This is a genomic window from Lentzea sp. CA-135723, assembly GCF_050936595.1.
GTDB lineage: Bacteria > Actinomycetota > Actinomycetes > Mycobacteriales > Pseudonocardiaceae > Lentzea.
Window position 1 is genome coordinate 6,472,310 of the sequence record NZ_JBNJMK010000001.1, and the last position, 21,882, is coordinate 6,494,191.

Consider the following 21,882-nt stretch of genomic DNA (forward strand, 5'->3'; position numbering starts at 1 on the left):
GCTTGTTCTCGCTCTAGGCGAGGTGTGTCCGCGGAAAGCGCGGACCACCCTCGCTCGCTGTGCTTTTCTCTGGGGGGCGGCCCCCAGAGACCCGGACGAAGGAGAACCACAGGTGCGCGATCTGGTCGAGATCGGCATGGGCCGGACCGCGAGGCGGGCCTACGAGCTGGACGACATCGAGATCATCCCGTCGCGTCGGACGAGGTCGTCGAAGGACGTCTCCACGACGTGGCAGATCGATGCCTACCGCTTCGACATCCCGCTGATCACCCACCCGACCGACGCCATCGTGTCGCCGGGCACGGCGGTCGCGGTCGGCGAGCTCGGCGGCCTCGGCGTGCTGAACGCCGAGGGCCTCTGGGCGCGGCACGGCGACGTGGACGAGGCGTTGTTCCGCCTGGTCCAGGCGACCGAGGACAACGAGGACCCTGCCGCCGCGGTGAAGGTGCTGCAGGAGCTGCACGCCGCGCCGTTGCGGATGGACCTGATCGCCGAGGCGGTCAAGCAGATCCGCGAGTCGGGCGTCACCGTCGCGGTCCGCGTCAGCCCGCAGCGCGCCGCCGAGCTCACCCCGGACCTGCTGGCCGCGGGCGTCGAGATCCTGGTCGTGCAGGGCACGATCATCTCGGCCGAGCACGTCACGCGCGGTGGTGAGCCGCTGAACCTGAAGTCGTTCATCGCGGACCTCGACATCCCGGTGATCGCTGGCGGCGTCGGTGACTACCGCACCGCCATGCACCTGATGCGCACCGGCGCGGCGGGCGTGATCGTCGGCTACGGCTACACGCCCGGCGTCACCACCACCGACCAGGTCCTGGGCATCGGCGTGCCGATGGCCACCGCGATCGCCGACGCCGCGGCGGCCCGCCGCGACTACCTTGACGAGACCGGCGGCCGCTACGTGCACGTCATCGCCGACGGCGGCGTCACCACCTCGGGCGACGTGGCCAAGTCGATCGCCTGCGGCGCCGACGCCGTGATGCTCGGCGAACCCCTCGCCGCCGCCACCGAGGCGCCGGGCCAGGGCCTGTACTGGACCGCGGCGTCCGCGCACCCGTCCGTCCCGCGCAGCCTCGTCGCCGAGGCCGTCGACCAGGAACTGGACCTGCGCAAGCTGCTGTTCGGCCCGTCCGCCGACCCGCGCGGCGTGACGAACCTGTTCGGCGCCCTCAAGCGCGCGATGGCCAAGACCGGCTACTCGGACCTCAAGGAGTTCCAGAAGGTCGGCCTGACCATCCGGGGCTGATCCGGGCTCGGAAGGGCGCGTTCCCGCGGGGACGCGCCCTTCTGCTTTGCTGGGGTCCGTGCCGCTCGTCGAGATCAACTACGCGCCCCACGTCCCGCACGCGGTGCTGGAGGACCTGGCTTCGATGCTCCCGCACGCGGTCTCGCTGGCCGTCGCGTGCCCGGAGGAGCCCTACGACGGCGACCTCCAGCCGGGCGACGTGGACCTGCGCTTCCACGCGCGCGGCCCGTTCGACTCGACCGGCATGGACCTCGTTGTCGAGGTCCGCTCGAAGTACTTCGAAAGCCGCGTCGTCAACCGCCAGGCGCGCGCGGACGACCTGTGCGAGGCCATCGTCGCGGCAACGGGCCTCGCTGACGTGGGCGTTTACCTCAGCCTGCCGGTGGCTGCATGGGCCCAAACCTGATCCTGCAACCGAACGGCTACCCCGTGCGTCCACATGAGCGTGGAATTGGATGCCTTGTTCGGCGACGGCAAGAACAGTGATGTGGACACGATCGACCCGGACGCCGAGGTCCAAGAGTTCGAGGACGACGACGCGCCGGAGGACACCGACGAGCGCGTCGGAGGCATCGGCTGGAAGTTGCTGACCCTGTTCGTGTGCGGCGGCCTGGTGATCACCGGTCTGGCCGTGGCGTTCATGGTCTGGGTGATCGAGGGCCTCGTCCTCTGAGTCGGCCGGGGGTGCGCCTGCCCGCGCACCCTCGCCCATTCTGTGTAGTTTTCTGTATAGTTCGCTGCATGACCGCAATCCAGGACGCTCGCGAGCTGACCGTCACGGAGGCCACCAAGCGTGGCGTCGCCGGTCTGGTCGCTGATGCCGAGAACGGCGATCCGGTGGTTGTCACGCGGCACAGTCATCCAGTGGCAGCGCTGGTGTCGGTGAGTTATCTGGCTGAGATCGATGAGGCTGCCGCCGATCTGCGGGATCTGGCGCTCGTGCTCGCGCGGTCGGCCGCGGACACCGGCAAGCGCACGTCTTTCGACGACGTGCTGGCGGCGTTCGGGCACACGCGTGAGTCGTTGGCAGCGGTGGAGGACGACGACTCGCTCGATGGCTGAGGTTCAGTTCACCGACGCGGCCATCGATGACCTGCGTCGTCTCGGGCCGGATGTCGTGCCCAAGGTGCTCAAGAAGATCCAGATCCTGTTCGAGAACCCAGCGGCCGGACATCCGCTGGGTGGTGAACTCACCGGGTTTCGCAAGCTGGTGGTCGGACGCAACCACTGGCGAATCGTCTACAGGATCACCTCTGACGGCGCTGTTGAGATCTGCGAGGTCTGGTGCGTGGGGGTGCGCTCCGATGCCGAGGTGTACGCAGAGGCTTCGAAGCGCGTTGCGTCTGTGGCGGAGGAAGGCTCCACGCTGGCCAAGTTGGCCGACGTGATCGCCAGGCTTGGCCGGCTCGCCGGCGGCGTGGTGGTCGAGGAGGCTGCCCCGCGCGAGCCGGTTCCGGACTGGCTGGCCCACCGACTCGTGCACACAGCAGGGGTTCCGCGCGAGCAGGTGGCCGCGCTGAACCTCGAGCAGGCCGTCGACCTGTGGACGGCCTTCGTGAGCTCCCCGCACCGTTCTGAACCGATAGGGGACTAGGCGTTACCGGAAGTAACGCCTACTCTCCGGTTCATGGGTGAACTCGCCGGTAACTTCGATGTCGTCATCGTCGGCTCCGGGTTCGGTGGCAGCGTCGCCGCGCTCCGCCTGACCGAGAAGGGCTACCGCGTCGCCGTGCTGGAGGCGGGGCGCCGGTTCGCCGACGACGAGTTCGCGAAGACCAGCTGGGATCTGCGCCGCTACCTGTGGGCGCCGCAGCTGAAGTGCTTCGGCATCCAGCGCATCCACACCCTCCGCAACGTCATGGTGCTGGCCGGCGCCGGTGTCGGTGGCGGCAGCCTCGTCTACGCGAACACGCTGTACCGGCCGCTCAGGCCGTTCTACGAGGACCGGCAGTGGGCGCACATCACCGACTGGCAGGACGAGCTGGAGCCGTTCTACGACCAGGCGAGCCGGATGCTGGGGGTCGTCACGAACCCGACCACGACGCCGAGCGACGTCGTCATGCAGAAGGTCGCGAAGGACATGGGCGTCGAGGACAGCTACCACCCGACGCCCGTCGGCGTGTTCTTCGGTGAGCCGGGGCAGAAGGCCGCCGACCCGTTCTTCGGGGGCGCCGGGCCGGAGCGGACGGGCTGCACCGAGTGCGGCAGCTGCATGTCCGGGTGCCGGGTCGGGGCCAAGAACACGCTGGTCAAGAACTACCTGTACCTGGCGGAGAAGCTCGGCGCGAAGGTCTTCCCGCTGACCACGGTCACGCAGCTGAACGAGTCGAACGGCACCTGGACCGTCGACACGAAGATGACCGGCGGGAAGGCGACGCGGCAGTTCACGGCGGACCAGGTCGTGATCGCCGCCGGCACGTGGGGCACCCAGCAGCTGCTGCACCGGGCGAAGGCCACGACGCTGCGGAAGATCTCCGGCAAGCTCGGCGAGCTCACCCGCACCAACTCCGAGTCGATCATCGGGGCCGCGCGGTACACGGTCGACCCGAAGACCGACTACACGCAGGGCGTCGCGATCACGAGCTCCATCCACCCCGACGAGATCACGCACATCGAACCCGTGCGGTACGGCAAGGGCAGCAATGCCATGGGCATGCTGCAGACCCTCGCCACAGACGGCGCGCTGAGCACGCCGCGGTGGTTGCAGTTCATCAAGCAGGCGGTCCGGCACCCGCTCCGGCTGCTGCGGCTGCTCAGCGTGCACCGGTGGAGCGAGCGGACCGTGATCCTGCTGGTCATGCAGAGCCTCGACAACTCCATCACCACGTTCCTCAAGCGCGGCAAGCTCACCAGCAGGCAGGGGCACGGCGAGCCGAACCCCGCGTTCATCCCCGCCGGGCACGAGGCGAACCTGCTGGCCGCCAAGCACATCGACGGCATGGCCGGCGGAACCTGGGGCGAGCTGTTCAACATCCCGCTGACCGCGCACTTCATCGGCGGCTGCGCGATCGCGGCGGACGAGGGCCAGGGCGTGATCGACCCGTACCACCGGGTCTTCAACTACCCCGGACTGTCCGTTGTGGACGGTGCGGCGATCAGCGCCAACCTCGGCGTGAACCCGAGCCTCACCATCACCGCGCAGGCCGAACGGGCGTTCTCGCTGTGGCCCAACAAGGGCGAGCAGGACCAGCGGCCGGCCCAGGACCAGCCGTACAAGAGGATCAACCCGACGAAGCCGAAGAACCCGGCGGTTCCCGATCAAGCTCCAGCCGCATTGCGGTTGCCGATCGTGAAGGCGTCCTGACACGGTGGAGGCATGGCCAAAAAGCCGTTCGCCTCCAGCGCGGACCTCGCCCCGAAGGACGAGGTCTTCGTCGAGCTCGCCGAGGGCGTCTACACCCTGACCGCCGAAGGCGACCCCAACGTCGCGGCCATCGAGGCCGAGGACTTCCTGATCTGCTTCGAGGCGCGCGCGACCCCGGCGGCCGCCCGCCGGTGGCTCGCCCAGCTGCGCAAGCACACCAGGAAGCCGGTCAGGTACCTCGTGCTCAGCCACTACCACGCCGTGCGCACGCTGGGCGCCAGCGCGTTCGAGGCGCAGGAGATCGTCGCGCACGAGATGACGCGCGTGCTGATCGCCGAACGCGGGCAGCAGGACTGGGAGAGCGAGTTCGGCCGCATGCCGCGACTCTTCGAACAGCCGGAGGAGATCCCCGGCCTCACCTGGCCGACGCTCACGTTCTCCGACCGCATGACGATCCCGCTCGGCGACGAACGCGGCGACCTCGTGCTGCAGTTCCTCGGCCGCGGTCACACGGCGGGCGACATCGTGGCGTGGCTGCCGCAGCAACGCATCCTGTTCGCGGGCGACCTGGTCGAGTCGCAGGCCGCGCTCTACACCGGCGACGCGTTCCACGACGAGTGGGCGACGTCCACCCTGGACGAGATCGAGGACCTGGGCGCAGAGGTGCTGGTCGGCGGGCGCGGCAAGGTGGCGCGCGACCGCATGGAGGTCGAGGCCGCCATCAACCAGAGCCGGCACTTCCTCAACGAGCTGCGCCGCACGGTCGGTGGCGTGCACGCCGAGGGCGGCACGCTCAAGGAGGCGTTCCGGCAGGCGCACGAAGCCCTCGTCGGCCGCTACGGGCGGTGGCCGATCTTCGAGCACTGCCTGCCGTTCGACGTGAAGCGCTACTGGGACGAGTGCGACGGCAGGGACTGGCCGGAGATCTGGACCGCCGAACGCGACCGCGCCGTCTGGAACGCCCTGCAATGACCGTCCTGGTCGTCGGCGCCGGACCGGTCGGCCTCACCGCGGCCCTGTTCCTCGCGCGGGCCGGCGTGCCCAGCGTCGTGCTGGAGGCCGCCGAGCGGCGCGACCGCGCCGGCAGCCGGTCGATCTGCGTGCAGCGCGACGTCCTGGAGATCCTCGAACGGGTCGGCGTGGGCCAGGCCGTCGCCGACGCCGGGATCACCTGGTACACCGGCCGCACCTACCACCGCGACCGCGAGGTCCTGACCCTGACGTTCCCGGAGGCGCCGGGCTTCCCGCCGTTCGTGAACACCCCGCAGACCGTGGTGGAGCAGCTCCTCGAAGACCGCGTGCGCGCCGAACCGTTGATCGAGCTCCGCTACGGCCACGCCTTGGAATCCTTGACCCAGGACGACGAAGGAGTGTCCACACGGGACGGAATTCGCGCCACGCACTGCATCGCGGCGGATGGCGCGCACTCGAAGGTGCGGGAGCTGTTGGACATCCCGTTCGAGGGCTTCTCGTTCGACGACCGGTTCATCATCGCCGACGTCCGAGTCGAGCTGGACTTCTCGGCCCCGGAACGCCGTTTCCACTTCGACCCGCCCTGGAATCCCGGCCGTCAGGTGCTCCTGCACCCACAACCGGGCGGTGTGTGGCGGATCGACTGGCAGGTGGCGGAGGACGTCCGGCTCACCGACGCGCACATCCGCGCGATCGTCGGCGACCGGCCGTACGAGGTCGTCTGGCAGTCCACGTACCGCTTCCACCAGCGCCGGGCGTCGAGGTTCCGCGACGGCAGGGTGTTGCTGGCAGGGGATGCCGCGCACGTGATGAGCCCGTTCGGCGCGCGCGGCCTGAACTCCGGCATCTGCGACGCCGACAACGCCGCCTGGAAGATCGCCGCCGACCGCCGCGGCGAGGCGGGTCCGGGGCTGCTGGCGTCCTACGACGCCGAACGCGGTGCCGCCGCCGACGAGAACCTGCGGATCACCGGCGACACCATGCGGTTCCTCGTCCCGGGCACGCCGGAAGAGCGTGCGCACAGGGAGAAGGCTTTGAACTCCGGCGAGGGCATCGACTCCGGCAAGCTCTTCACGCCGTTCGCGTACGCCGGCTCGCCGCTGACGACCGACGGCGGTGAGCTCGTCGCCGGATCACGCACCGCCGGACCGGGTTTCACAGTCGTGGACGGCCGCCTCATCCGGCCCGACGGTCACGTCGCCGGGCCGGATGACGACCGCGTGCTGCGGAAAGCCCTGGGCTACAGCTGAATGCCCGTCAGGACCGTCACGCGTTCCTCGGTGAAGTCCTCCATCGCCGATCGCACGCCCTCGCGTCCGGTGCCCGAGCCCTTCACACCGCCGTACGGCATCTGGTCGGCCCGGTACGACGGCACGTCGCCGATGATCACGCCACCGACCTCGAGCTCCGCGGCCGCCTCGAACGCCACCTGCACGTCCCGCGTGAACACCCCGGCCTGCAAGCCGTACTTGGTGTCGTTGGCCTGCTCGAACGCGTCCTGCACGCCGTCCGCGACCGACACGACGAGCACCGGCCCGAAGATCTCCTCGGTCCACACCTTCGCGGTCCTGGGCACGTCGACGAGCACGGTCGGTTCGACGGTCGCGCCGGTCCGCTTGCCGCCGACGAGGACGCGCGCACCGACGTCGGTGGCCATGTGCACCCACTCCTCGACGCGGCGCGCGTTGTCCTCGTCGATCAACGGCCCGACCTCGACCTCGGGGTCGTGCGGGTCGCCGGTCTTCAGCGCGCTCACAGCCGCCACCAGCTTCGGCACGAACTCGTCCGCGAGCGAGCGGTCGACGATCACCCGTTGCACGGCGATGCACGACTGCCCGGCCTGGTAGTTGCCGAACGTCGCGATGCGCTGCGCCGCGTGGTCCAGGTCCGTCCAATCAGGACAGACGAGCGCGGCCGCGTTGGACCCCAGCTCCATCACGACGTGCTTGCGCGGCGCGGCCTCCATCAACGACCAGCCGACCTTCGTCGACCCGGTGAACGAGATGACCGGCAGCCGTTCGTCGGTGACCAGCGCCTCCATGTCCTTGCCGCGCACGGGAAGGATCGAGAACGCGCCCTCCGGCAGCCCGGTCTCGGCCAGGATCTCGCCCAGCAGCAACGCGGACAGCGGTGTCGCCGAAGCGGGCTTCACGATCACCGGCGCACCCACCGCGAGCGCCGGCGCGACCTTGTGCGCCACCAGGTTCAGCGGGAAGTTGAACGGCGCCACCGCGAGCACCGGCCCGCGCGGCACGTGCCGGACGATCGCCATCCGCCCCTCGCCACCGGCGTCGGTGTCGAGCCGCTGCAGCCCACCGGTGAACCGGCGCGCCTCCTCCGCGGCGAACCGGAACGTGTTGACCGCGCGCTTCACCTCGATCTCGGCCCACTTCAGCGGCTTGCCGTTCTCGGCGGTGATCGTCTCGGCGATCTCCTCCTCGCGTTCGGCGAGCGTCCGCGAGACCTGGAGCAACGCCTCGGCCCGCACGTGGGCGGGTGTGCGCCGGAACTCCTTCGCCACGGACGCGGCCGCGGCGATCGCACGTTCCACCTGATCTCTGCCCGGCACGGCGACCGAGGCGACCTCGGTGCCGTCGAACGGGTGGAGAACCTCTAACGCCTGCTCGCCCTGCTCGGGGCGGCCGGCGACCCAGCACGGCCTGGGTTGCGGCGTGAACGCGTCCATGAGCCCACGTTAAGCCCTACTGGCCTGCACGTACGCACACACTCCTAGAAGATGGGGTCGGTTCGGTGCCTGAAATGGGCTTCGCCGATTTCAGGCACCGAACCGACGAGTCCCAGGTAGTAGTCGTCATGCTTTTCCGCGCGTTGAAGTGTGAACGCCGGATGCTCGCGAATCGTCCGGATCATGTCGTCCAGCCTGATCAGCACGTGCTCAGGGTCGTAGCTGATCCCATACGTCTCGCAGAACAGCCGTGTGCGTCGTTCCCGGTCGTCCGGCAGTGCCAGCACGAACTGGATCAACGCCCAGCTCACGTCCCACCAGCGCGGACCTGGGTGCGCGGCGTCCCAGTCGAAGACGCCGACGGGCAGCCCTTGGTCGAACACGATGTTGTACGGCGCGAAATCACCGTGCAGCAGCACCTCGGCGGGCTCGCGGGCTGGGAACTGCCAGCCGTCGCGCAACGAGACGAAACGGATCGTCTCGTCGTGCAGGCGCCGCAGCAGCTGCGCCGAGGCGATCAGCGCGGCGTCGTCCGGAGGTGGCACGTGGCCAACCTCACCCGGCAGGTAGCTCAGCAGCTCGTGCTCGGGATCCAGCCCGAGCGGAACCGGCGCGATCCCCAGCGGTGCCAAGTGGTGCAACAACTCGTGCACCCGCGGCGCCCACGGCCCGGCCGGCCTGCGCACCGCCTCACCCACCCTGAACACCTGGTTCAGCCCGCCACCGGTCAGCAGTTCACCGTCCACGCATGAGATCCTTGGCGACGTGTCCGACACCAGCAACCGCCCTGTTCTCGTCGTCGACTTCGGCGCCCAGTACGCGCAGCTGATCGCCCGCCGCGTCCGCGAGGCCCAGGTCTACTCCGAGGTCGTCCCGCACACGGCGACCGTGAGCGAGATGCTCGACAAGAACCCCCTGGCCATCGTTCTGTCCGGTGGCCCGTCGAGCGTCTACGCCGAGAACGCCCCGCAGGTCGACCCGAAGCTGTTCGAGGCCGGCGTCCCGGTCTTCGGCATCTGCTACGGCTTCCAGGCGATGGCGAGCGCACTCGGTGGCGCGGTGGAGCAGACCGGCACCCGCGAGTACGGCCGCACGGACCTGAGCGTCCCGACCGAGGGCGGCGCGCTGCACCAGGAGCTCCCGGCCAGCCACCCGGTGTGGATGAGCCACGGCGACGCCGTCACGAAGGCGCCCGAGGGCTTCACCGTCACCGCGACGAGCGAGGGCGCGCCCGTCGCCGCGTTCGAGGACACCGAACGCCGCTTCGCCGGCGTCCAGTACCACCCCGAGGTGCACCACTCGCCGCACGGCCAGGAGGTGCTGCGCCGGTTCCTGCACGACATCGCGGGCATCCGTCCGCAGTGGACCACGTCGTCCATCGTGGACGAACAGGTCTCCCGCATCCGCGAGCAGATCGGTGACGGCAAGGCGATCTGCGGCCTGTCCGGCGGCGTCGACTCGGCCGTCGCCGCGGCCCTGGTCCAGCGCGCCATCGGCGACCGCCTCACGTGCGTCTTCGTGGACCACGGCCTGCTGAGGTCCGGCGAGCGCGCCCAGGTCGAACGCGACTACGTGGCCGCCACCGGCATCCGCCTGGTCACCGTCGACGCCCGCGAGCGCTTCCTGAACGCCCTGGCCGGCGTCACGGACCCGGAGGAGAAGCGCAAGATCATCGGCCGCGAGTTCATCCGCGTCTTCGAACAGGCAGAGCGCGACCTGAAGGCCGAGGGCGACTACAACTTCCTCGTCCAGGGCACGCTCTACCCGGACGTGGTCGAGTCCGGCGGCGGCACCGGCACCGCGAACATCAAGTCGCACCACAACGTCGGCGGCCTCCCGGACGACCTGCAGTTCGAACTGGTCGAGCCGCTCCGCGCGCTCTTCAAGGACGAGGTCCGCCGCGTCGGCACCGAACTGGGCCTGCCGGAGACCATCGTGCAGCGCCAGCCGTTCCCCGGCCCGGGCCTCGGCATCCGCATCATCGGCGAGGTCACCCAGGACCGCCTCGACACCCTCCGCCAGGCAGACGCCATCGCCCGCGAGGAGCTCACCGCGGCAGGCCTCGACCGCACCATCTGGCAGTGCCCGGTCGTGCTGCTGGCGGACGTGCGCAGCGTCGGCGTGCAGGGCGACGGCCGCACCTACGGCCACCCGATCGTGCTGCGCCCGGTGTCGTCCGAGGACGCCATGACGGCGGACTGGACGCGCCTGCCGTACGAGGTGCTGGAGCGGATCTCGACCCGGATCACCAACGAGGTGGCGGAGGTCAACCGCGTGGTGCTCGACGTGACGTCGAAGCCGCCGGGCACCATCGAGTGGGAGTGAAGACGTGAGGAGAGGCCCCTGGGGAACCGGGGGCCTTTTCGCTTGCCGCTCGGCTACCGTGCGGGGTGCTCGCGAGCGCCGAGCTGGAGACCGCGGGCCACGGCGCGGCGCACCACGTCCACCCCGACGGCGCTGATGTGCTGATCGACGTGCGCACGGGCGCACACCTGGGCACGTTCGACGCACACACACCGGACGCGTACGGCGTGATCCCGGCCGGCGAAGGCGCGTGGCTGACGTTCGACGACGGCGTGTTCCACCGCCACACCCGCTGACATCGCTGGAAAGCCGAAAGGGCCCCCGGTTTCCCGGGGGCCCTTTCTCATTCGCGGGTCTTGCGTCTGATCGAGTTCGTCAGCAGCACCAGCCCGACCACGATGGCCGTCCCTCCCAGCGCCCACCGGAAGTCGAACCAGAAAGACCCGTCGCTCAGCACGTAGGCCGCCATCAGCCCGCCGCCGATCCCGAAGACCAGCGTCAGCGGGTCGATCCGCCGCCGCATCCCCTGCTCAGTCACGGAGCACCCTCACCTCTCCGACGGCCGACCGCACGTCGAGATCGATCTTCAGTCCACCCTCGCCGTTGTCGCCGAGGTCGCGGCCGTCCACGGCCACGCTGCTGCCCTCCGCGCGCTTGCCGAGGCAGTCGAGCTCGCCGATGGACGACGCCTCGCACCTGAACGTCACGTCGGCGTCGCGCGGCACCCGGACGACGGCCTCGCCGAGCTCCACGTTGATCGCCGTCTTCACCGAACCGGAGTCCGGCAGGTCGCGCAGGTCGAGCTGGACGCTGCCCACGCTCGTCTCGTAGCGGTCCCGCACGTCGGTCAGGCTCTGCGGCTTCTCGTCGAAGCTGCTGATGCGGGTCTCGCCGTCGAAGTCGACGGCGGTCAGGCCGAAGCCGACGACGGACAGCGGGATCATCAGCCAGATCAGGCTCCGGCCGCCGCCGGCGAACGAGCCGATCAGCAGGCCCGCGGCGAGCACGCCGAGCACCAGGCCGATCGTGTGCGCCACGGTGAACCACGGCACCCACGCGCCCAGGATCGCGGACGCCGCCACGGTCAGGGTCGCGACGCCCAGGGTCGTGGCGCCGATGCGCGACTTGCGCGGACGTGGGGTCGGCGGCTGCGGCTTGGGTGCCGGTTCGGGCAGGTCCCAGGCGAACGGGGCCGCGCCCAGCGGGTCCCAGGCCGGTGCGCCCGGCACCGGCGGGGTCGCCACCGTCGGCTGGTCCGGCAGCGCGGCGGCAGGCTGCAGGTGCCCGCGGTTCTTCTGCAGCAGGTAGACGCACGCGACCGCGGCGGCCAGCGTCACGAAGACCTGGAACCCGCTGTTGCTCCCGAACACGAACGCGAACGCCGGGAACATCAGGATGCCGACGAACACCGTCGTCGTGGGCGAGGCCGAGCTCTGTCCCTTGTGCAGCAACGACTCCAGCGGCGACACCTGGTCGCCCTCCTCCGGCAGCAGCAGCCAGCCCGCGAGGTACAGCGGCAGGCCGACGCCACCCGACAGGGCCAGCGCGACGAACGCGATCCTGACGATCACCGGGTCGATCTGGAAGCGCAGGGCGATCCCGGTGGCGACGCCTCCGAGCTTGCGCCCTGCACGGGGCCGCACCGGACGGTGCGCCCAGAACTCTCTGAGCGTGTCCGCCACGCCCTGCATTGCCTTCTCAGTCCCGCTCACGACGACAACCTTGCGCTGCCAGGCCGAAAACCACATCAGGGACCAGCCCTGATTCAGGGAACCGGGGTCATCCCTGATGAACAACCGGGCACGACGTGTGACGATCAGGTGGTGAGTGCACGGATTGAGCCGATGCGTCGCCGGCGCACCGGCCGGGTGGTCGCGGGCGTCGCGAGCGGGCTGGCCGACCACCTGGGCGCACCCGTCTTCTGGGTGCGCGCGGTGTTCGCCGTCTTCGCGGCGTTCAGCGGGGTCGGGATCATCGCCTACGCGTTGCTGTGGATGTTCGTCCCGCAGTCGGCGGTGGCGGAACCGGAGACCGACAAGGACCGCAAGGAGTGGCAGCAGGCCGTCGGCCTCGCCGCTCTCGGCATCGGCGTCGCGGTGTTCACCGGCCTGCTCGGGGGAGCGTGGAGCGGGTGGATCACCGGGCCGATCGCCGTCGCACTCGTGGGCGCCGCGGTCGTGTGGCGCGAGGCCGACGAGGCGCAGCGCCGCCGTTGGAAGGACGGTGCGTTCGCGCAGGGCAAGGCGGGGATCGTGCGGACGGTGGCGGGCGGCGCGCTGGTCGTGGCGGGGGTCGCCGCGTTCCTCGTGGTGAACGACACCGTCCAGAACCTCTCGACGGTGTTCCTCTCGGTGATCGCGACGCTGGTCGGCGTGGCCGTGCTGACCGTGCCGCTGTGGATGCGACTGGTGCGCGACCTCGACTCGGAACGCCGTGCGCGCATCCGCACCGAGGAACGCGCCGAGATCGCCGCCCACCTGCACGACTCGGTGCTGCAGACGCTCGCCCTGATCCAGAAGCAGTCCGAGTCGCCGCGCGAGGTGAAGCGCCTGGCCCGCGGCCAGGAACGCGAGCTGCGCAGCTGGCTCTACGGCCGCGAGGTGGGCGAGCAGCCGCACTCCATGAGCGTCGCGATCGCCCAGGTGTGCGCGGAGGTGGAGGACGACTTCGCCATCGCCGTCTCGCAGGTCGTGGTCGGGGACTGCGAGCTGGAGGACGGGATGTTCGCGCTGGTCCAGGCCTCGAAGGAGGCGATGGTCAACGCCGCCAAGCACGCGGGGGTGGGCGAGGTGAGCGTCTACGCCGAGGTCGAGCCGGACAAGGTGACGGTCTTCGTGCGCGACCGGGGCAAGGGGTTCGACCCCGAGGCCGTGCCGGAGGACCGGCATGGCCTCGCGGGCAGCATCCGGGGGAGAATGACGAGGCACGGCGGGGAGGTGCGACTGCGCACGGCTCCGGGAGAGGGGACCGAGGTGCAGCTCGAGATGCCGAGGAAGCAGGAGGCCAGGACGTGAGCGTGAGGGTGTTCCTGGTGGACGACCACGCGTTGTTCCGCGCCGGGGTGAAGGCGGAGCTCGACACGATCACCGAGGAGATCGAGGTGGTCGGCGAGGCAGGCGGCGTGGGCGAGGCGGTCGCGGGCATCTCCCACCTCAAGCCGGACGTCGTGCTGCTGGACGTGCACATGCCCGACGGCGGCGGCGCCGAGGTGCTGCGCCAGATCCGCACCAAGATCCCCGAGGTCACGTTCCTCGCCCTGTCGGTCTCCGACGCCGCCGAGGACGTCATCAACGTCATCCGTGCCGGTGCGCGCGGCTACGTCACCAAGACGATCTCCAGCCAGGAGCTGGTCAGGGCGGTCGTGCGGGTGTCGGAGGGCGACGCGGTGTTCTCGCCGCGGCTCGCCGGGTTCGTGCTGGACGCGTTCGCCGACCGGCCGGGTGCCGCGCCGATCAGCGACCCCGAGCTCGACCTGCTCACACCGCGCGAACGCGACGTCTTGCGGCTGCTCGCCCGTGGCTACGCTTACAAGGAAATCGCGTCCGAGCTGTTCATCAGCGTGAAGACGGTGGAGACGCACGTGTCGAGCGTCCTGCGGAAGACCCAGCTCTCCAACCGGTACGAGCTCTCCCGCTGGGCCACGGATCGCAGACTGGTCTGAGGGGCTTTGGTCAAAAGGGTCGCCCGCGGTGCCACCGAGGTGCTGGCGCCGTGGGTCTGGGTGATCTTGCTGCCGTTCGCCGTGGCTGCGGCGACGGAGAACGTGTGGAAGACGCTGCTGTGGGGGTTCGTGGTCGCCTTGACGGCGTCCGTCATCCCCATGGCCGTCATCGTGCGTGGTGCGCGCAAGGGCAAGTGGGACGGCCACCACGTCACGAACCGCGAGGGCCGGCTGGTTCCGCTGGTCACGGCCGGTGCGTCGCTGGCGGCCGGCACGGTGATCATGGTCCTGGGCGACGCCCCCAGGTCGATGCTCGCGCTGGCGGGCAGCATGTTCGCCTCGCTGGTCGTCAGCATGGCGATCACGTTCGGGCTGAAGTGGAAGATCTCGCTGCACGCGGCCGTGGCGTGGGCCGCCGTCGTGACGCTGGCGATCGTCCACGGCCCGTGGTGGCTGCTGCTGGCGTTGCCGGCGGCGCTGGTGTCCTGGTCACGCGTCGAGCTCGGTGACCACACGACGGGTCAGGTGCTGGCCGGGTCCGTGATGGGCGTGGTCGTCGGCGGCGGGGTGTTCTGGCTGCTCACCTGATCTGGGTGATGCTGGTGATCTTCATGGCGTTGTTGACGGCGGCGACCTCTGCCTCGTAGACGCCGGTCTTCTGCTCGCCCAGATCCGTCTGCAACGCCAGGTCGAACGTCACCACCCAGTTCGGCCCGTGCGAACGGACGGGAATCGACGACAGGGTGCACTTGACCGAGGAGTAGCCCCTCCACCGGGCCACGTACTTCTCGATCGGCTCGGTGGCCCGCTCGTAGAGGTTCTGCCACGCCGTCTCGGGGTCTTCGGGGAGCTTGCCGTAGTGCTCGACCACGAACCCGGCCGCTTCGCCCGCGGTGAAGTAGCGGGGCTGTTCCGGCTGGTCGAACTGGCCCTGGTTGACCGGGGTCTCGTCGCCGCCGGTGCCACCCCAGTACGCGGCCGCCGCGCCACCGCCGATCCCCAGCAGCGCGATGACCGCCAGGATGATCAGGATCCGGCGGTTCGGGGGCTTGAGCCTGCGTTGCCGCGGCGGGATCTGCAACGGCTGCGAGGGCTGCGGTTCGGCGCCCAGCAGGTCGGCAGCCTCCTGCGCCGTGGGCCGGTCCTTCGAGTCCTGCGAGAGCAGCCTCATCAGCAACGGCGTGAGCTCGCCCGCGCTCTTCGGGTCGCGCAGCTGCCCGCTCGCCGCCCGGTAGATGAGGCCGAAGCTGTTGTCGCTCGGCCCGAAGACCGACTCGCCCTCGATCGCCGTGTAGATGGTGGCGCCGAGCGAGAACACGTCGGACGCCTCGTCCGGCTGCTCCCCGCGCGCCACCTCGGGCGCCAGGTACGCGGGCGTGCCGGAGATCATGCCGGTGTCGGTCATCGTGCCGTCGCCGGTGGCCTTGGAGATGCCGAAGTCGGTGATCTTGACCGTGCCGTCGTGGCCGATCAGGACGTTGCCCGGCTTGATGTCGCGATGTACGAGCCCCGCCGCGTGCGCCGCCGCGAGGGCCGAGGCGACCTTGGCCCCGATGCTCGCCGCCTGAGCCGGCTTGAGCGGCCCGCGTTCGGCGATCAGCGCCGACAGACTGTGCGAGGCCAGGTACTCCATGACGATGAACGGCTCTTCGTCGTCGCTGCCCACGACGTCGAACACCGCGATCGCGTGCTGGTGGTGCAGCCGGGCGGCGTTGCGCGCCTCCCGCATCGCCCGCTGGTGATCGCCCGTCACGAGCTGCTTGACGGCGACCTCGCGGGCCAGGACCTCGTCCCGTGCACGCCACACGACGCCCATCGCTCCGCTGCCGATGCGCTCGATCAGCGTGTAGCGGCCCCCGATGGTTGTCACACCCTGAGACTAATCAATCGCGGAGACGAGCATCCCCGGTTCCCTGCCCAAGGGGTGGTGCAGATCGCTCCGAGCCGAGTTCACCGGTGGGGACTCGCTGCTGTGACTCGCCCGGACCTGTTGAGACGTGCCCTCCGCCGCTGCCCACGGCGTCCGGCACTCACCGCGGTGGTCTGGAGGTGACGAGCTGATCGGCCACGCTGCCCCGCGTGCCGGCACCTCGTCCCGCGCCCTGCTGACCACCGAGAGGGACTAGTCGATCGTCGACACCAGCTTCTGCAGCTCGCGGTCGAAGTCGATCCACAGGTCCTCCTCGCCCGGCTGGACGACGTCGTACGAGCTGTCCAGGAACTCCGCCACGTCCTCGGCGACGGCGCTGAGGATGGCGAACCCGGTGGGCGCGTTCAGCTCGACCAGGACGCGCTCGGGGTCGTCGGAGGCCGGGCGGACCAGGATGTCGCCCTCACCGGACGGCGTCAGCAGGCCGTCGGCCAGCAGGTCGCGGGCGAACATCCACTCGACGCGGCCGGAGCCGGTGAAGAAGACGACGGCGACGGCGTACGGGTCCTCCGGGTCGTAGACGAGCTCGGCCTCGACGGGGGCCGGGGCCGCTCCGGGGGCGAGGAGCTGAAAAGTCGTCCGGGTGGTGACCTTCAGGTTTTCGTTGTTCATGTCGATGTCCTTCCCAGGCTGGTCTCCATGTCCGCTCACAAAGAGGAGACGGCCAACCAGCTCGACAAGGACGCGATTCGTCTCGGAACCATCCTATTGGGGGAGACGTGCGTCTCACCCTTCAGCGTTTGACCAGGTCGCGCGTCTCGTTTGGTGAGACGGTCTGACCAGCCGAGACGGGCTGCCGACGGGTCAGCGCGACGCCCAGCAGGACCACCAGCATGCCGGCGACGACCCTTGCGTTCAGTTGCTCTCCGAGGAAGATCGCTCCAAGGAGTACTGAAACCACGGGCAGAAGGTAACCGACCGTAGTCGCCGTGGTGGCTCCCTCGTCGGCGATGACGCGGTAGTTGAGGATGAACGCGACGCCGGTGCCGAAGACGCCCAGGATCGTCACCGCGACCACGCCGATCCAGTGCAGGTGCAGCGGCTGCAGGCCCCCGAACGGCAGCGCGAGGATCAGCATCCCCATCGCGGTGGTCAGCTGCATCGCGGCGAGCTGCGTCGAGGTCGCACCCGTGTTGACCAGGTAGCGGCCGGCGTAGGAGTAGCCGATCGCGTAGCTCGCGGCGCCGATGAGGCACAGCACGGCACCCCAGCTCGCGATGCTGTTGGCCGACTGCCACGGCGCGAAGATCAGCAGCACGCCCGCGAAGCCGAGTCCGAGACCGAGCATCCGAACCAGGTTGCTGATCTTCTCCGACCCCAGCACGAGGCCGATGGCCAGCGCGAACAGCGGGGTCGTGGAGTTCAGCACGCCGGAGACGCCCGAGTCGACGGTCTGGCCGCCGAACGCGAAGAGCGTGAACGGGATGGCGCTGCCGAACAGCGCCACGAAGAGCATGTGGCCCCAGATCCTGCGGTCGCGCGGCAACGTCATCTTGGCGATCGCGAGCACGACGAACAGCACGAGCGCCCCGAAGAACGTCCGCACGAGCGAGATCTGCATGGGCGCGAGCGAGCCGAGCGCGAGCTTCATCCACAGGAAGCTCGACCCCCACAGCAGGGCGAGCACGCCCATCCTGATCAACGTTCCGCGTTGGTTCACCCGTCCACCATGCGCCCTGCGACACCTGAAAACAATTTAATTGTTGTGGGAAACCTTTAAGCACCGCTGTAAGGTCGGACCATGCTGGACGTGCGACGAATGCAGGTGCTCAGGGCCGTCGTGAGCTCGGGCTCCATCACCGCGGCCGCGACGAACCTCGGCTACACCCCGTCCGCGGTGTCGCAGCAGGTGGCGGGCCTGGAGAAGCAGGCGGGGCTGCCGTTGCTGGAACGCGTCGGCAGGGGCATCAGGCCCACCGCGGCCGGCAGGCTGCTCACCGAGCACGCCGCCCGCCTCGCCGAGCAGCTGGCCGAGGCCGAGAGCGCCCTCACGGCGTTGCGCAACGGCTGCGCGGGCACCCTGCGCGTCCGCTACTTCGCCACGGCGGGAGCGGCCCTGGTGCCGCCGGCGGTGGCCACCTTCCGCGCCGAACGCGCGGGCGTGGAACTGGACCTCAAGCTCACCGAGCCGACCGACCCGTTCGTCGAGCTGGCGGCGGGCCGCGCGGACGTGGCCATCACGGTCCTCGAACCGGACGCCCCGGCCCCGGAGGGCATGGTCGCGCGACACCTGCTCGCCGACCCGTTCTACGCCGTCCTGCCGCGAGGCCACGCCCTCGCCCGCAAGCGCGTGCTGGACCTGGCCGAACTGGCCGACGAACCGTGGATCGACGCGGACTGCGGCACCCCGGGACCGTGCGCGAGCCTCGTGCGCAACGCGTGCGCGGGAGCCGGGTTCGCCCCGCAGGTGGCCGTGGAGAGCGACGACTACGCGACCGCCCAGGGGTTCGTGGCGGCCGGCCTGGGCGTGACGATCATCCCGAGGCTCGGGCTGGGCTACGCGCACCCCGGAGTGGTCCTGCGGAAGGTGCGCAACCCGGAGCCCGTCCGGCACATCCACGTGGTCTACCGCGAGGACGCCGCCTGGAACCCGGCCGTCCTCACCCTGGCCGAAGCCCTGGAGAAGGCGGCGCGGGCCTCCTGACGCGTCAGACCTGGCCGAGCGACCTGTCGCTGTGCAGGAAGAAGTTCGGGCTGGCCCACTGGAACGAGATGCCGCGCCGTTCCGTGGTCGTGCCGCCGTCCTTCTTCGTGTACTGGACCACGACTTCCCAGTAGAAGCCTTCTTTTTCGTTCGCCTCGACGACCTTGGCTTCCTTGATGCCGTTCCAGAAGTTCTGGAAGCCGGAGTAGCCGCCCGAGTAGCTGCCCTGGAAGTTGCCGTTGCCGAACTTCCAGGCGTCCTGAGGCGACGTGGGCGCGGTGCTGAAGTAGTCGTTCAGGAAGCCGCGCATGTCGTCGGGGGACGGCTGGGTCGTCCACTGGCCCGCCTTGCCGGCGGACTTCTGCGGCGTCGACGGCTTGGTCGGGTCGTTGCCCTTGGTCTGCTCGGTCGACGTGTTCGGGCCGGCGTTGTTGTCCGTGCCGCCACCGGTCTTGTCCGAGATCATGCTCGCGAACATGATCCCGATGACCGCGGCCGCCACGATGGCGAGCGCGGTGATGACCGTCGACTTCTTGTTCTTCGAGACCGACGACAGCGCCGAGGGCCGGGACTGCTTCGGGCGCTGCGAGTACTGCGGCGCGGCGGCCGGGCGGTGGTTCGACGGCGACTGCTGCGTGGGCATGGGACGCGGTGGCGTGCCCAGGTCGACCCTCGTCGCGTTGGGCGGCGGGGACTGCTGGACGTGCTGCTGCGGCGGGAGGGCGCGCGTGGCGGCCTGCTGCTGCGGCTGCTGCACGGGCGCACCGCGCCACGACGGCGGGTGCGTCGGCGCGACCACGGCGGGCGTGAAGGCGGGGGCGGCCTGACCGTTCGCGACGGCCGCGAGCGCGTCCCTGGCCTCGGCCATCGTCGGCCGGTCCTCCGGCTCCGCCCGCAGCAGGCGCATCAGCAGCGCCGTCAGCGGACCCGCGTTGCGCGGCGGGTTCACCTTGCCGGACGCGACCTTGTGCAGCAGCGCGATCGTGTTCTCGCTCAGCCCGAACGGCGGTTCGCCCTCGATCGCCGCGTACAGCGTCGACCCCAGCGAGAACACGTCCGACGGCGAGCCGGGGTCGTAGCCCTTCGCCACCTCGGGTGCGAGGTAGGCGGGGGTGCCCGCGAGCATGCCCGTCGCGGTCACGGTGACGTCACCGGTCGCGCGCGAGATGCCGAAGTCGGTGATCTTGACGGTGCCGTCGTCGCCGAGCAGCACGTTGCCGGGCTTGATGTCGCGGTGCACGATGCCGGCGTTGTGCGCGGCGGCCAGCGCGGAGGCGACCTGCATGCCGATCGACGCCACGTCGCGCGGCGGGAGCGTGCCACGCTCCGAGAGCACCGCGGAGAGGCTCTTCGACGGCAGGTACTCCATGATCAGCCACGGCTGGCTGTCGTCCTCGGCCACGTCGTAGACGGCGACCGCGTGCGGGTGCTGCAGGCGTGCCGCGATGCGGCCCTCGCGCATGGCCCGTCTCTTCGCCTCGTCCGTGTCGGATTCGGCCAGGCCGGGTTGCAGGAGGAGCTGCTTGACCGCGACAGTGCGGTGCAGGCGTTCGTCGTGTGCCGTCCAGACGACGCCCATGGCGCCACTGCCGATCCGCTGGCTCAATCGGTAGCGACCAGCGACCAATCGGCCATCATCGGTCACAGTTGCTCCCCGCTGTGCGGTCATGTGCTCTCTGTTCAACGGCTGATCACACCTTCGGGTTCAGCTCACCCCAATAGGTGTGGGTACCCACCTTACGAGATTTCCACGGCCCAACCACGCTTAGCCCGGTCAGTTCGACGGGTCCGCCGAACTCGGTGGGGGCGAAGACGGCGGGGGCGAGCTCGGAGGCTTCGCACTCGTCGTCGTGGTGGTCGTCGTAGTAGTCGTCGTGGTGGTCGTAGTTGTCGTCGTCGTAGTGCTAGACGTCGTTTGCTGCGTTGTCGTTGCCTCGGGGGTGGTTGTGGTCACCTCGGGCAACGAAGATGTCGGTTCCACCGTTTGCGAGCTGCTCGCGGGCGGCGCCGACGGGGTGTTCGGTTCCTTGTTGAAGACCCCGAGTGCGACCATCAGACCGCCGATTACCAGCAACAACGCCAGAACCACCGCCGCGATCACGAGCGGCCGGTTGTTCTCCTGGCCCCTCGCGGGTGCCATCGGCGGAGCGGTCCGCGGCGGCGACGTGCGCGGGGCCGGGCGGACCACGCGGGTCCGTTCGGGCTCCACGATCGTCGTCGGGTCGGGCCCGGCCACCACCGACAGCCCGGTGAACGACGGCGAGCGGTCGTGCGCCACGGCGTTCAGCACGTCCCGCGCCTGCGACATGGTCGGCCGGTCTTCCGGCTCGAAGTTGAGCAGGTACAGCAGCGTGTCGGCGAGCGGGTGGTCGACGGTCGGCGGGTTGATCCGCCCGGCCGCGACGGCGTGCAGAACACCGAGAGTGTTCTCGCTCACTCCATAGGGCGGTTCGCCCTCCATCGCGGCGAACAGCGTCGAACCGAGCGAGTAGACGTCCGAGGCGGGCGTCGGGTCCTGGCCGCGCGCGATCTCCGGCGCGAGGTACGCGGGCGTGCCGGCGATCAGGCCGGTCTTGGTGACCGTGATGTCGTCGGACGCGCGCGAGATGCCGAAGTCGGTGATCTTGACGACGCCGTTCTCGGCGATCAGCACGTTGCCGGGCTTCACGTCGCGGTGCACGATCCCGGCCGCGTGTGCCGCCGCGAGAGCCGCCGCGCACTGGGCGCCGATGCTGGCGACCTCGACCGGGTCCATCGGCCCGCCCTCTGCCAGCGCGTCGGCGAGGCTGTAGGACGGCAGGTACTCCATGACCAGGCACGGGACGCCGTCTTCCTCGACGACGTCGTACACGGCGATGGCGTTCGGGTGGTGCAGCTTGGCGGCGATGCGGCCCTCGCGCATGGCGCGCTGAATCGCCTCGTCCTGCTCCTTCTCGTCCAGGCCGGGCGCCAGCAGCAGCTGCTTGATGGCGACTTCGCGGCCGAGGCGTTCGTCGTGGGCGCGCCAGACGATGCCCATCGCGCCGGAGCCGATGCGGTCGAGGAAGCGGTAGCGGTCGGCGATCAGACGGCCGTCCGATGTTCCGGACGTCGTCACGAGCTCACCTCGGGGGTGCGCGAAGGCGTGACTGCGGC

Annotated in this window: 23 protein-coding genes; 14 read left to right on the top strand and 9 right to left on the bottom strand. The window is 69.9% G+C overall.

Translation table 11 applies throughout. From position 1 onward, the window contains the following. The first annotated feature begins 112 nt into the window (after nucleotides 1-112). From ACQEU1_RS30230 to ACQEU1_RS30265, 8 genes are all read left to right on the top strand, one after another. The gene (locus ACQEU1_RS30230) at nucleotides 113-1,246 is read left to right on the top strand and encodes a GuaB3 family IMP dehydrogenase-related protein (protein WP_382445541.1); all 1,134 of its coding nucleotides are present in this window, start codon (nucleotides 113-115) and stop codon (nucleotides 1,244-1,246) included. A 58-nt stretch (nucleotides 1,247-1,304) separates the two neighbouring features. Further along, nucleotides 1,305-1,652, top strand: coding sequence for a hypothetical protein (locus ACQEU1_RS30235; protein ID WP_433208907.1), 348 nt, complete (start codon nucleotides 1,305-1,307; stop codon nucleotides 1,650-1,652). Nucleotides 1,653-1,685: 33 nt separating this feature from the next. After that, nucleotides 1,686-1,919, top strand: coding sequence for a hypothetical protein (locus ACQEU1_RS30240; RefSeq protein ID WP_433208910.1), 234 nt, complete (start codon nucleotides 1,686-1,688; stop codon nucleotides 1,917-1,919). Between the two features lie 68 nt (nucleotides 1,920-1,987). Further along, complete coding sequence (locus tag ACQEU1_RS30245) at nucleotides 1,988-2,308, top strand: type II toxin-antitoxin system Phd/YefM family antitoxin (RefSeq protein ID WP_433208913.1); 321 nt, start codon at nucleotides 1,988-1,990, stop codon at nucleotides 2,306-2,308. Further along, complete coding sequence (locus ACQEU1_RS30250; RefSeq protein ID WP_433208916.1) at nucleotides 2,301-2,840, top strand: type II toxin-antitoxin system RelE family toxin; 540 nt, start codon at nucleotides 2,301-2,303, stop codon at nucleotides 2,838-2,840. Before ACQEU1_RS30245 ends, ACQEU1_RS30250 begins: the two co-directional genes overlap by 8 nt. A 33-nt stretch (nucleotides 2,841-2,873) precedes the next feature. Then, nucleotides 2,874-4,550, top strand: a complete 1,677-nt coding sequence (locus tag ACQEU1_RS30255; RefSeq protein ID WP_433208919.1) for an FAD-dependent oxidoreductase — start codon at nucleotides 2,874-2,876, stop codon at nucleotides 4,548-4,550. Between the two features lie 12 nt (nucleotides 4,551-4,562). Further along, entirely contained in the window at nucleotides 4,563-5,522 is a 960-nt protein-coding gene (locus ACQEU1_RS30260) for an MBL fold metallo-hydrolase (protein ID WP_433208922.1), read from the top strand. Next, the gene (locus ACQEU1_RS30265; RefSeq protein WP_433208925.1) at nucleotides 5,519-6,772 is read left to right on the top strand and encodes an FAD-dependent monooxygenase; all 1,254 of its coding nucleotides are present in this window, start codon (nucleotides 5,519-5,521) and stop codon (nucleotides 6,770-6,772) included. Before ACQEU1_RS30260 ends, ACQEU1_RS30265 begins: the two co-directional genes overlap by 4 nt. Here the strand turns inward: ACQEU1_RS30265 and ACQEU1_RS30270 are convergent. Together ACQEU1_RS30270 and ACQEU1_RS30275 are read right to left on the bottom strand one after the other, a co-directional pair. Then, nucleotides 6,763-8,208, bottom strand: a complete 1,446-nt coding sequence (locus ACQEU1_RS30270) for an aldehyde dehydrogenase family protein (RefSeq protein WP_433208928.1) — start codon at nucleotides 8,206-8,208, stop codon at nucleotides 6,763-6,765. The genes ACQEU1_RS30265 and ACQEU1_RS30270 overlap by 10 nt on opposite strands. Before the next feature lie 44 nt (nucleotides 8,209-8,252). After that, nucleotides 8,253-8,954: an aminoglycoside phosphotransferase family protein gene (locus tag ACQEU1_RS30275; RefSeq protein ID WP_433208931.1), complete on the bottom strand. Its 702-nt coding sequence runs from the start codon at nucleotides 8,952-8,954 to the stop codon at nucleotides 8,253-8,255. 19 nt (nucleotides 8,955-8,973) lie between these two features. On the opposite strand from ACQEU1_RS30275, the gene guaA reads away from it, so the two are divergent. After that, complete coding sequence (gene guaA, locus ACQEU1_RS30280) at nucleotides 8,974-10,533, top strand: glutamine-hydrolyzing GMP synthase (protein ID WP_433208934.1); 1,560 nt, start codon at nucleotides 8,974-8,976, stop codon at nucleotides 10,531-10,533. Nucleotides 10,534-10,598: 65 nt separating this feature from the next. Continuing rightward, nucleotides 10,599-10,808 carry a hypothetical protein gene (locus ACQEU1_RS30285; RefSeq protein WP_433208937.1) on the top strand — a complete coding sequence of 70 codons (210 nt, stop codon included), beginning with the start codon at nucleotides 10,599-10,601 and terminating at the stop codon, nucleotides 10,806-10,808. A 47-nt stretch (nucleotides 10,809-10,855) separates the two neighbouring features. On the opposite strand, the gene ACQEU1_RS30290 is transcribed toward ACQEU1_RS30285, so the two are convergent. Then, nucleotides 10,856-11,050: a hypothetical protein gene (locus tag ACQEU1_RS30290; protein ID WP_433208940.1), complete on the bottom strand. Its 195-nt coding sequence runs from the start codon at nucleotides 11,048-11,050 to the stop codon at nucleotides 10,856-10,858. After that, the gene (locus ACQEU1_RS30295; protein ID WP_433208943.1) at nucleotides 11,043-12,224 is read right to left on the bottom strand and encodes a PspC domain-containing protein; all 1,182 of its coding nucleotides are present in this window, start codon (nucleotides 12,222-12,224) and stop codon (nucleotides 11,043-11,045) included. The genes ACQEU1_RS30290 and ACQEU1_RS30295 overlap by 8 nt, the downstream gene beginning before the upstream one ends. Nucleotides 12,225-12,356: 132 nt before the next feature. Between ACQEU1_RS30295 and ACQEU1_RS30300 the strand changes: the two genes are divergently transcribed. The 3 genes from ACQEU1_RS30300 to ACQEU1_RS30310 are packed head-to-tail and all read left to right on the top strand — an operon-like array spanning nucleotide 12,357 to nucleotide 14,761. Further along, nucleotides 12,357-13,526, top strand: a complete 1,170-nt coding sequence (locus tag ACQEU1_RS30300; RefSeq protein ID WP_433211864.1) for an ATP-binding protein — start codon at nucleotides 12,357-12,359, stop codon at nucleotides 13,524-13,526. Next, nucleotides 13,523-14,173, top strand: a complete 651-nt coding sequence (locus ACQEU1_RS30305) for a response regulator (protein ID WP_382445556.1) — start codon at nucleotides 13,523-13,525, stop codon at nucleotides 14,171-14,173. The genes ACQEU1_RS30300 and ACQEU1_RS30305 overlap by 4 nt, the downstream gene beginning before the upstream one ends. A 6-nt stretch (nucleotides 14,174-14,179) precedes the next feature. Beyond that, the gene (locus ACQEU1_RS30310; RefSeq protein WP_433208947.1) at nucleotides 14,180-14,761 is read left to right on the top strand and encodes a hypothetical protein; all 582 of its coding nucleotides are present in this window, start codon (nucleotides 14,180-14,182) and stop codon (nucleotides 14,759-14,761) included. Here ACQEU1_RS30310 and ACQEU1_RS30315 read toward each other — a convergent pair. From ACQEU1_RS30315 to ACQEU1_RS30325, 3 genes are all read right to left on the bottom strand, one after another. Further along, complete coding sequence (locus ACQEU1_RS30315; protein WP_433208950.1) at nucleotides 14,754-16,043, bottom strand: serine/threonine-protein kinase; 1,290 nt, start codon at nucleotides 16,041-16,043, stop codon at nucleotides 14,754-14,756. The genes ACQEU1_RS30310 and ACQEU1_RS30315 overlap by 8 nt on opposite strands. A 252-nt stretch (nucleotides 16,044-16,295) precedes the next feature. After that, nucleotides 16,296-16,715, bottom strand: a complete 420-nt coding sequence (locus ACQEU1_RS30320; RefSeq protein WP_382445559.1) for an SsgA family sporulation/cell division regulator — start codon at nucleotides 16,713-16,715, stop codon at nucleotides 16,296-16,298. Between the two features lie 121 nt (nucleotides 16,716-16,836). Beyond that, entirely contained in the window at nucleotides 16,837-17,763 is a 927-nt protein-coding gene (locus ACQEU1_RS30325) for a DMT family transporter (RefSeq protein WP_433208953.1), read from the bottom strand. A gap of 81 nt (nucleotides 17,764-17,844) precedes the next feature. On the opposite strand from ACQEU1_RS30325, the gene ACQEU1_RS30330 reads away from it, so the two are divergent. Continuing rightward, complete coding sequence (locus ACQEU1_RS30330) at nucleotides 17,845-18,747, top strand: LysR family transcriptional regulator (RefSeq protein WP_433208956.1); 903 nt, start codon at nucleotides 17,845-17,847, stop codon at nucleotides 18,745-18,747. 4 nt (nucleotides 18,748-18,751) lie between these two features. Here the strand turns inward: ACQEU1_RS30330 and ACQEU1_RS30335 are convergent, their stop codons facing one another. Together ACQEU1_RS30335 and ACQEU1_RS30340 are read right to left on the bottom strand one after the other, a co-directional pair. After that, entirely contained in the window at nucleotides 18,752-20,326 is a 1,575-nt protein-coding gene (locus ACQEU1_RS30335; RefSeq protein WP_433208959.1) for a protein kinase domain-containing protein, read from the bottom strand. 195 nt (nucleotides 20,327-20,521) lie between these two features. Then, a complete protein-coding gene (locus ACQEU1_RS30340) occupies nucleotides 20,522-21,844 on the bottom strand; it encodes a serine/threonine-protein kinase (RefSeq protein ID WP_433208962.1) in 1,323 nt (440 codons plus the stop codon). Between the last annotated feature and the right edge of the window lie 38 nt (nucleotides 21,845-21,882).

What these genes read in the sequence shown, in the direction of transcription:
- ACQEU1_RS30240 (WP_433208910.1), top strand. Translation starts at nt 1,686, where the DNA reads ATGAGCGTGGAATTGGATGCCTTGTTCGGCGACGGCAAGAACAGTGAT.
- ACQEU1_RS30245 (WP_433208913.1), top strand. Translation starts at nt 1,988, where the DNA reads ATGACCGCAATCCAGGACGCTCGCGAGCTGACCGTCACGGAGGCCACC.
- ACQEU1_RS30250 (WP_433208916.1), top strand. Translation starts at nt 2,301, where the DNA reads ATGGCTGAGGTTCAGTTCACCGACGCGGCCATCGATGACCTGCGTCGT.
- ACQEU1_RS30255 (WP_433208919.1), top strand. Translation starts at nt 2,874, where the DNA reads ATGGGTGAACTCGCCGGTAACTTCGATGTCGTCATCGTCGGCTCCGGG.
- ACQEU1_RS30260 (WP_433208922.1), top strand. Translation starts at nt 4,563, where the DNA reads ATGGCCAAAAAGCCGTTCGCCTCCAGCGCGGACCTCGCCCCGAAGGAC.
- ACQEU1_RS30265 (WP_433208925.1), top strand. Translation starts at nt 5,519, where the DNA reads ATGACCGTCCTGGTCGTCGGCGCCGGACCGGTCGGCCTCACCGCGGCC.
- ACQEU1_RS30270 (WP_433208928.1), bottom strand. Translation starts at nt 8,208, where the DNA reads ATGGACGCGTTCACGCCGCAACCCAGGCCGTGCTGGGTCGCCGGCCGC.
- ACQEU1_RS30300 (WP_433211864.1), top strand. Translation starts at nt 12,357, where the DNA reads ATGCGTCGCCGGCGCACCGGCCGGGTGGTCGCGGGCGTCGCGAGCGGG.
- ACQEU1_RS30320 (WP_382445559.1), bottom strand. Translation starts at nt 16,715, where the DNA reads ATGAACAACGAAAACCTGAAGGTCACCACCCGGACGACTTTTCAGCTC.
- ACQEU1_RS30330 (WP_433208956.1), top strand. Translation starts at nt 17,845, where the DNA reads ATGCTGGACGTGCGACGAATGCAGGTGCTCAGGGCCGTCGTGAGCTCG.
- ACQEU1_RS30335 (WP_433208959.1), bottom strand. Translation starts at nt 20,326, where the DNA reads ATGGGCGTCGTCTGGACGGCACACGACGAACGCCTGCACCGCACTGTC.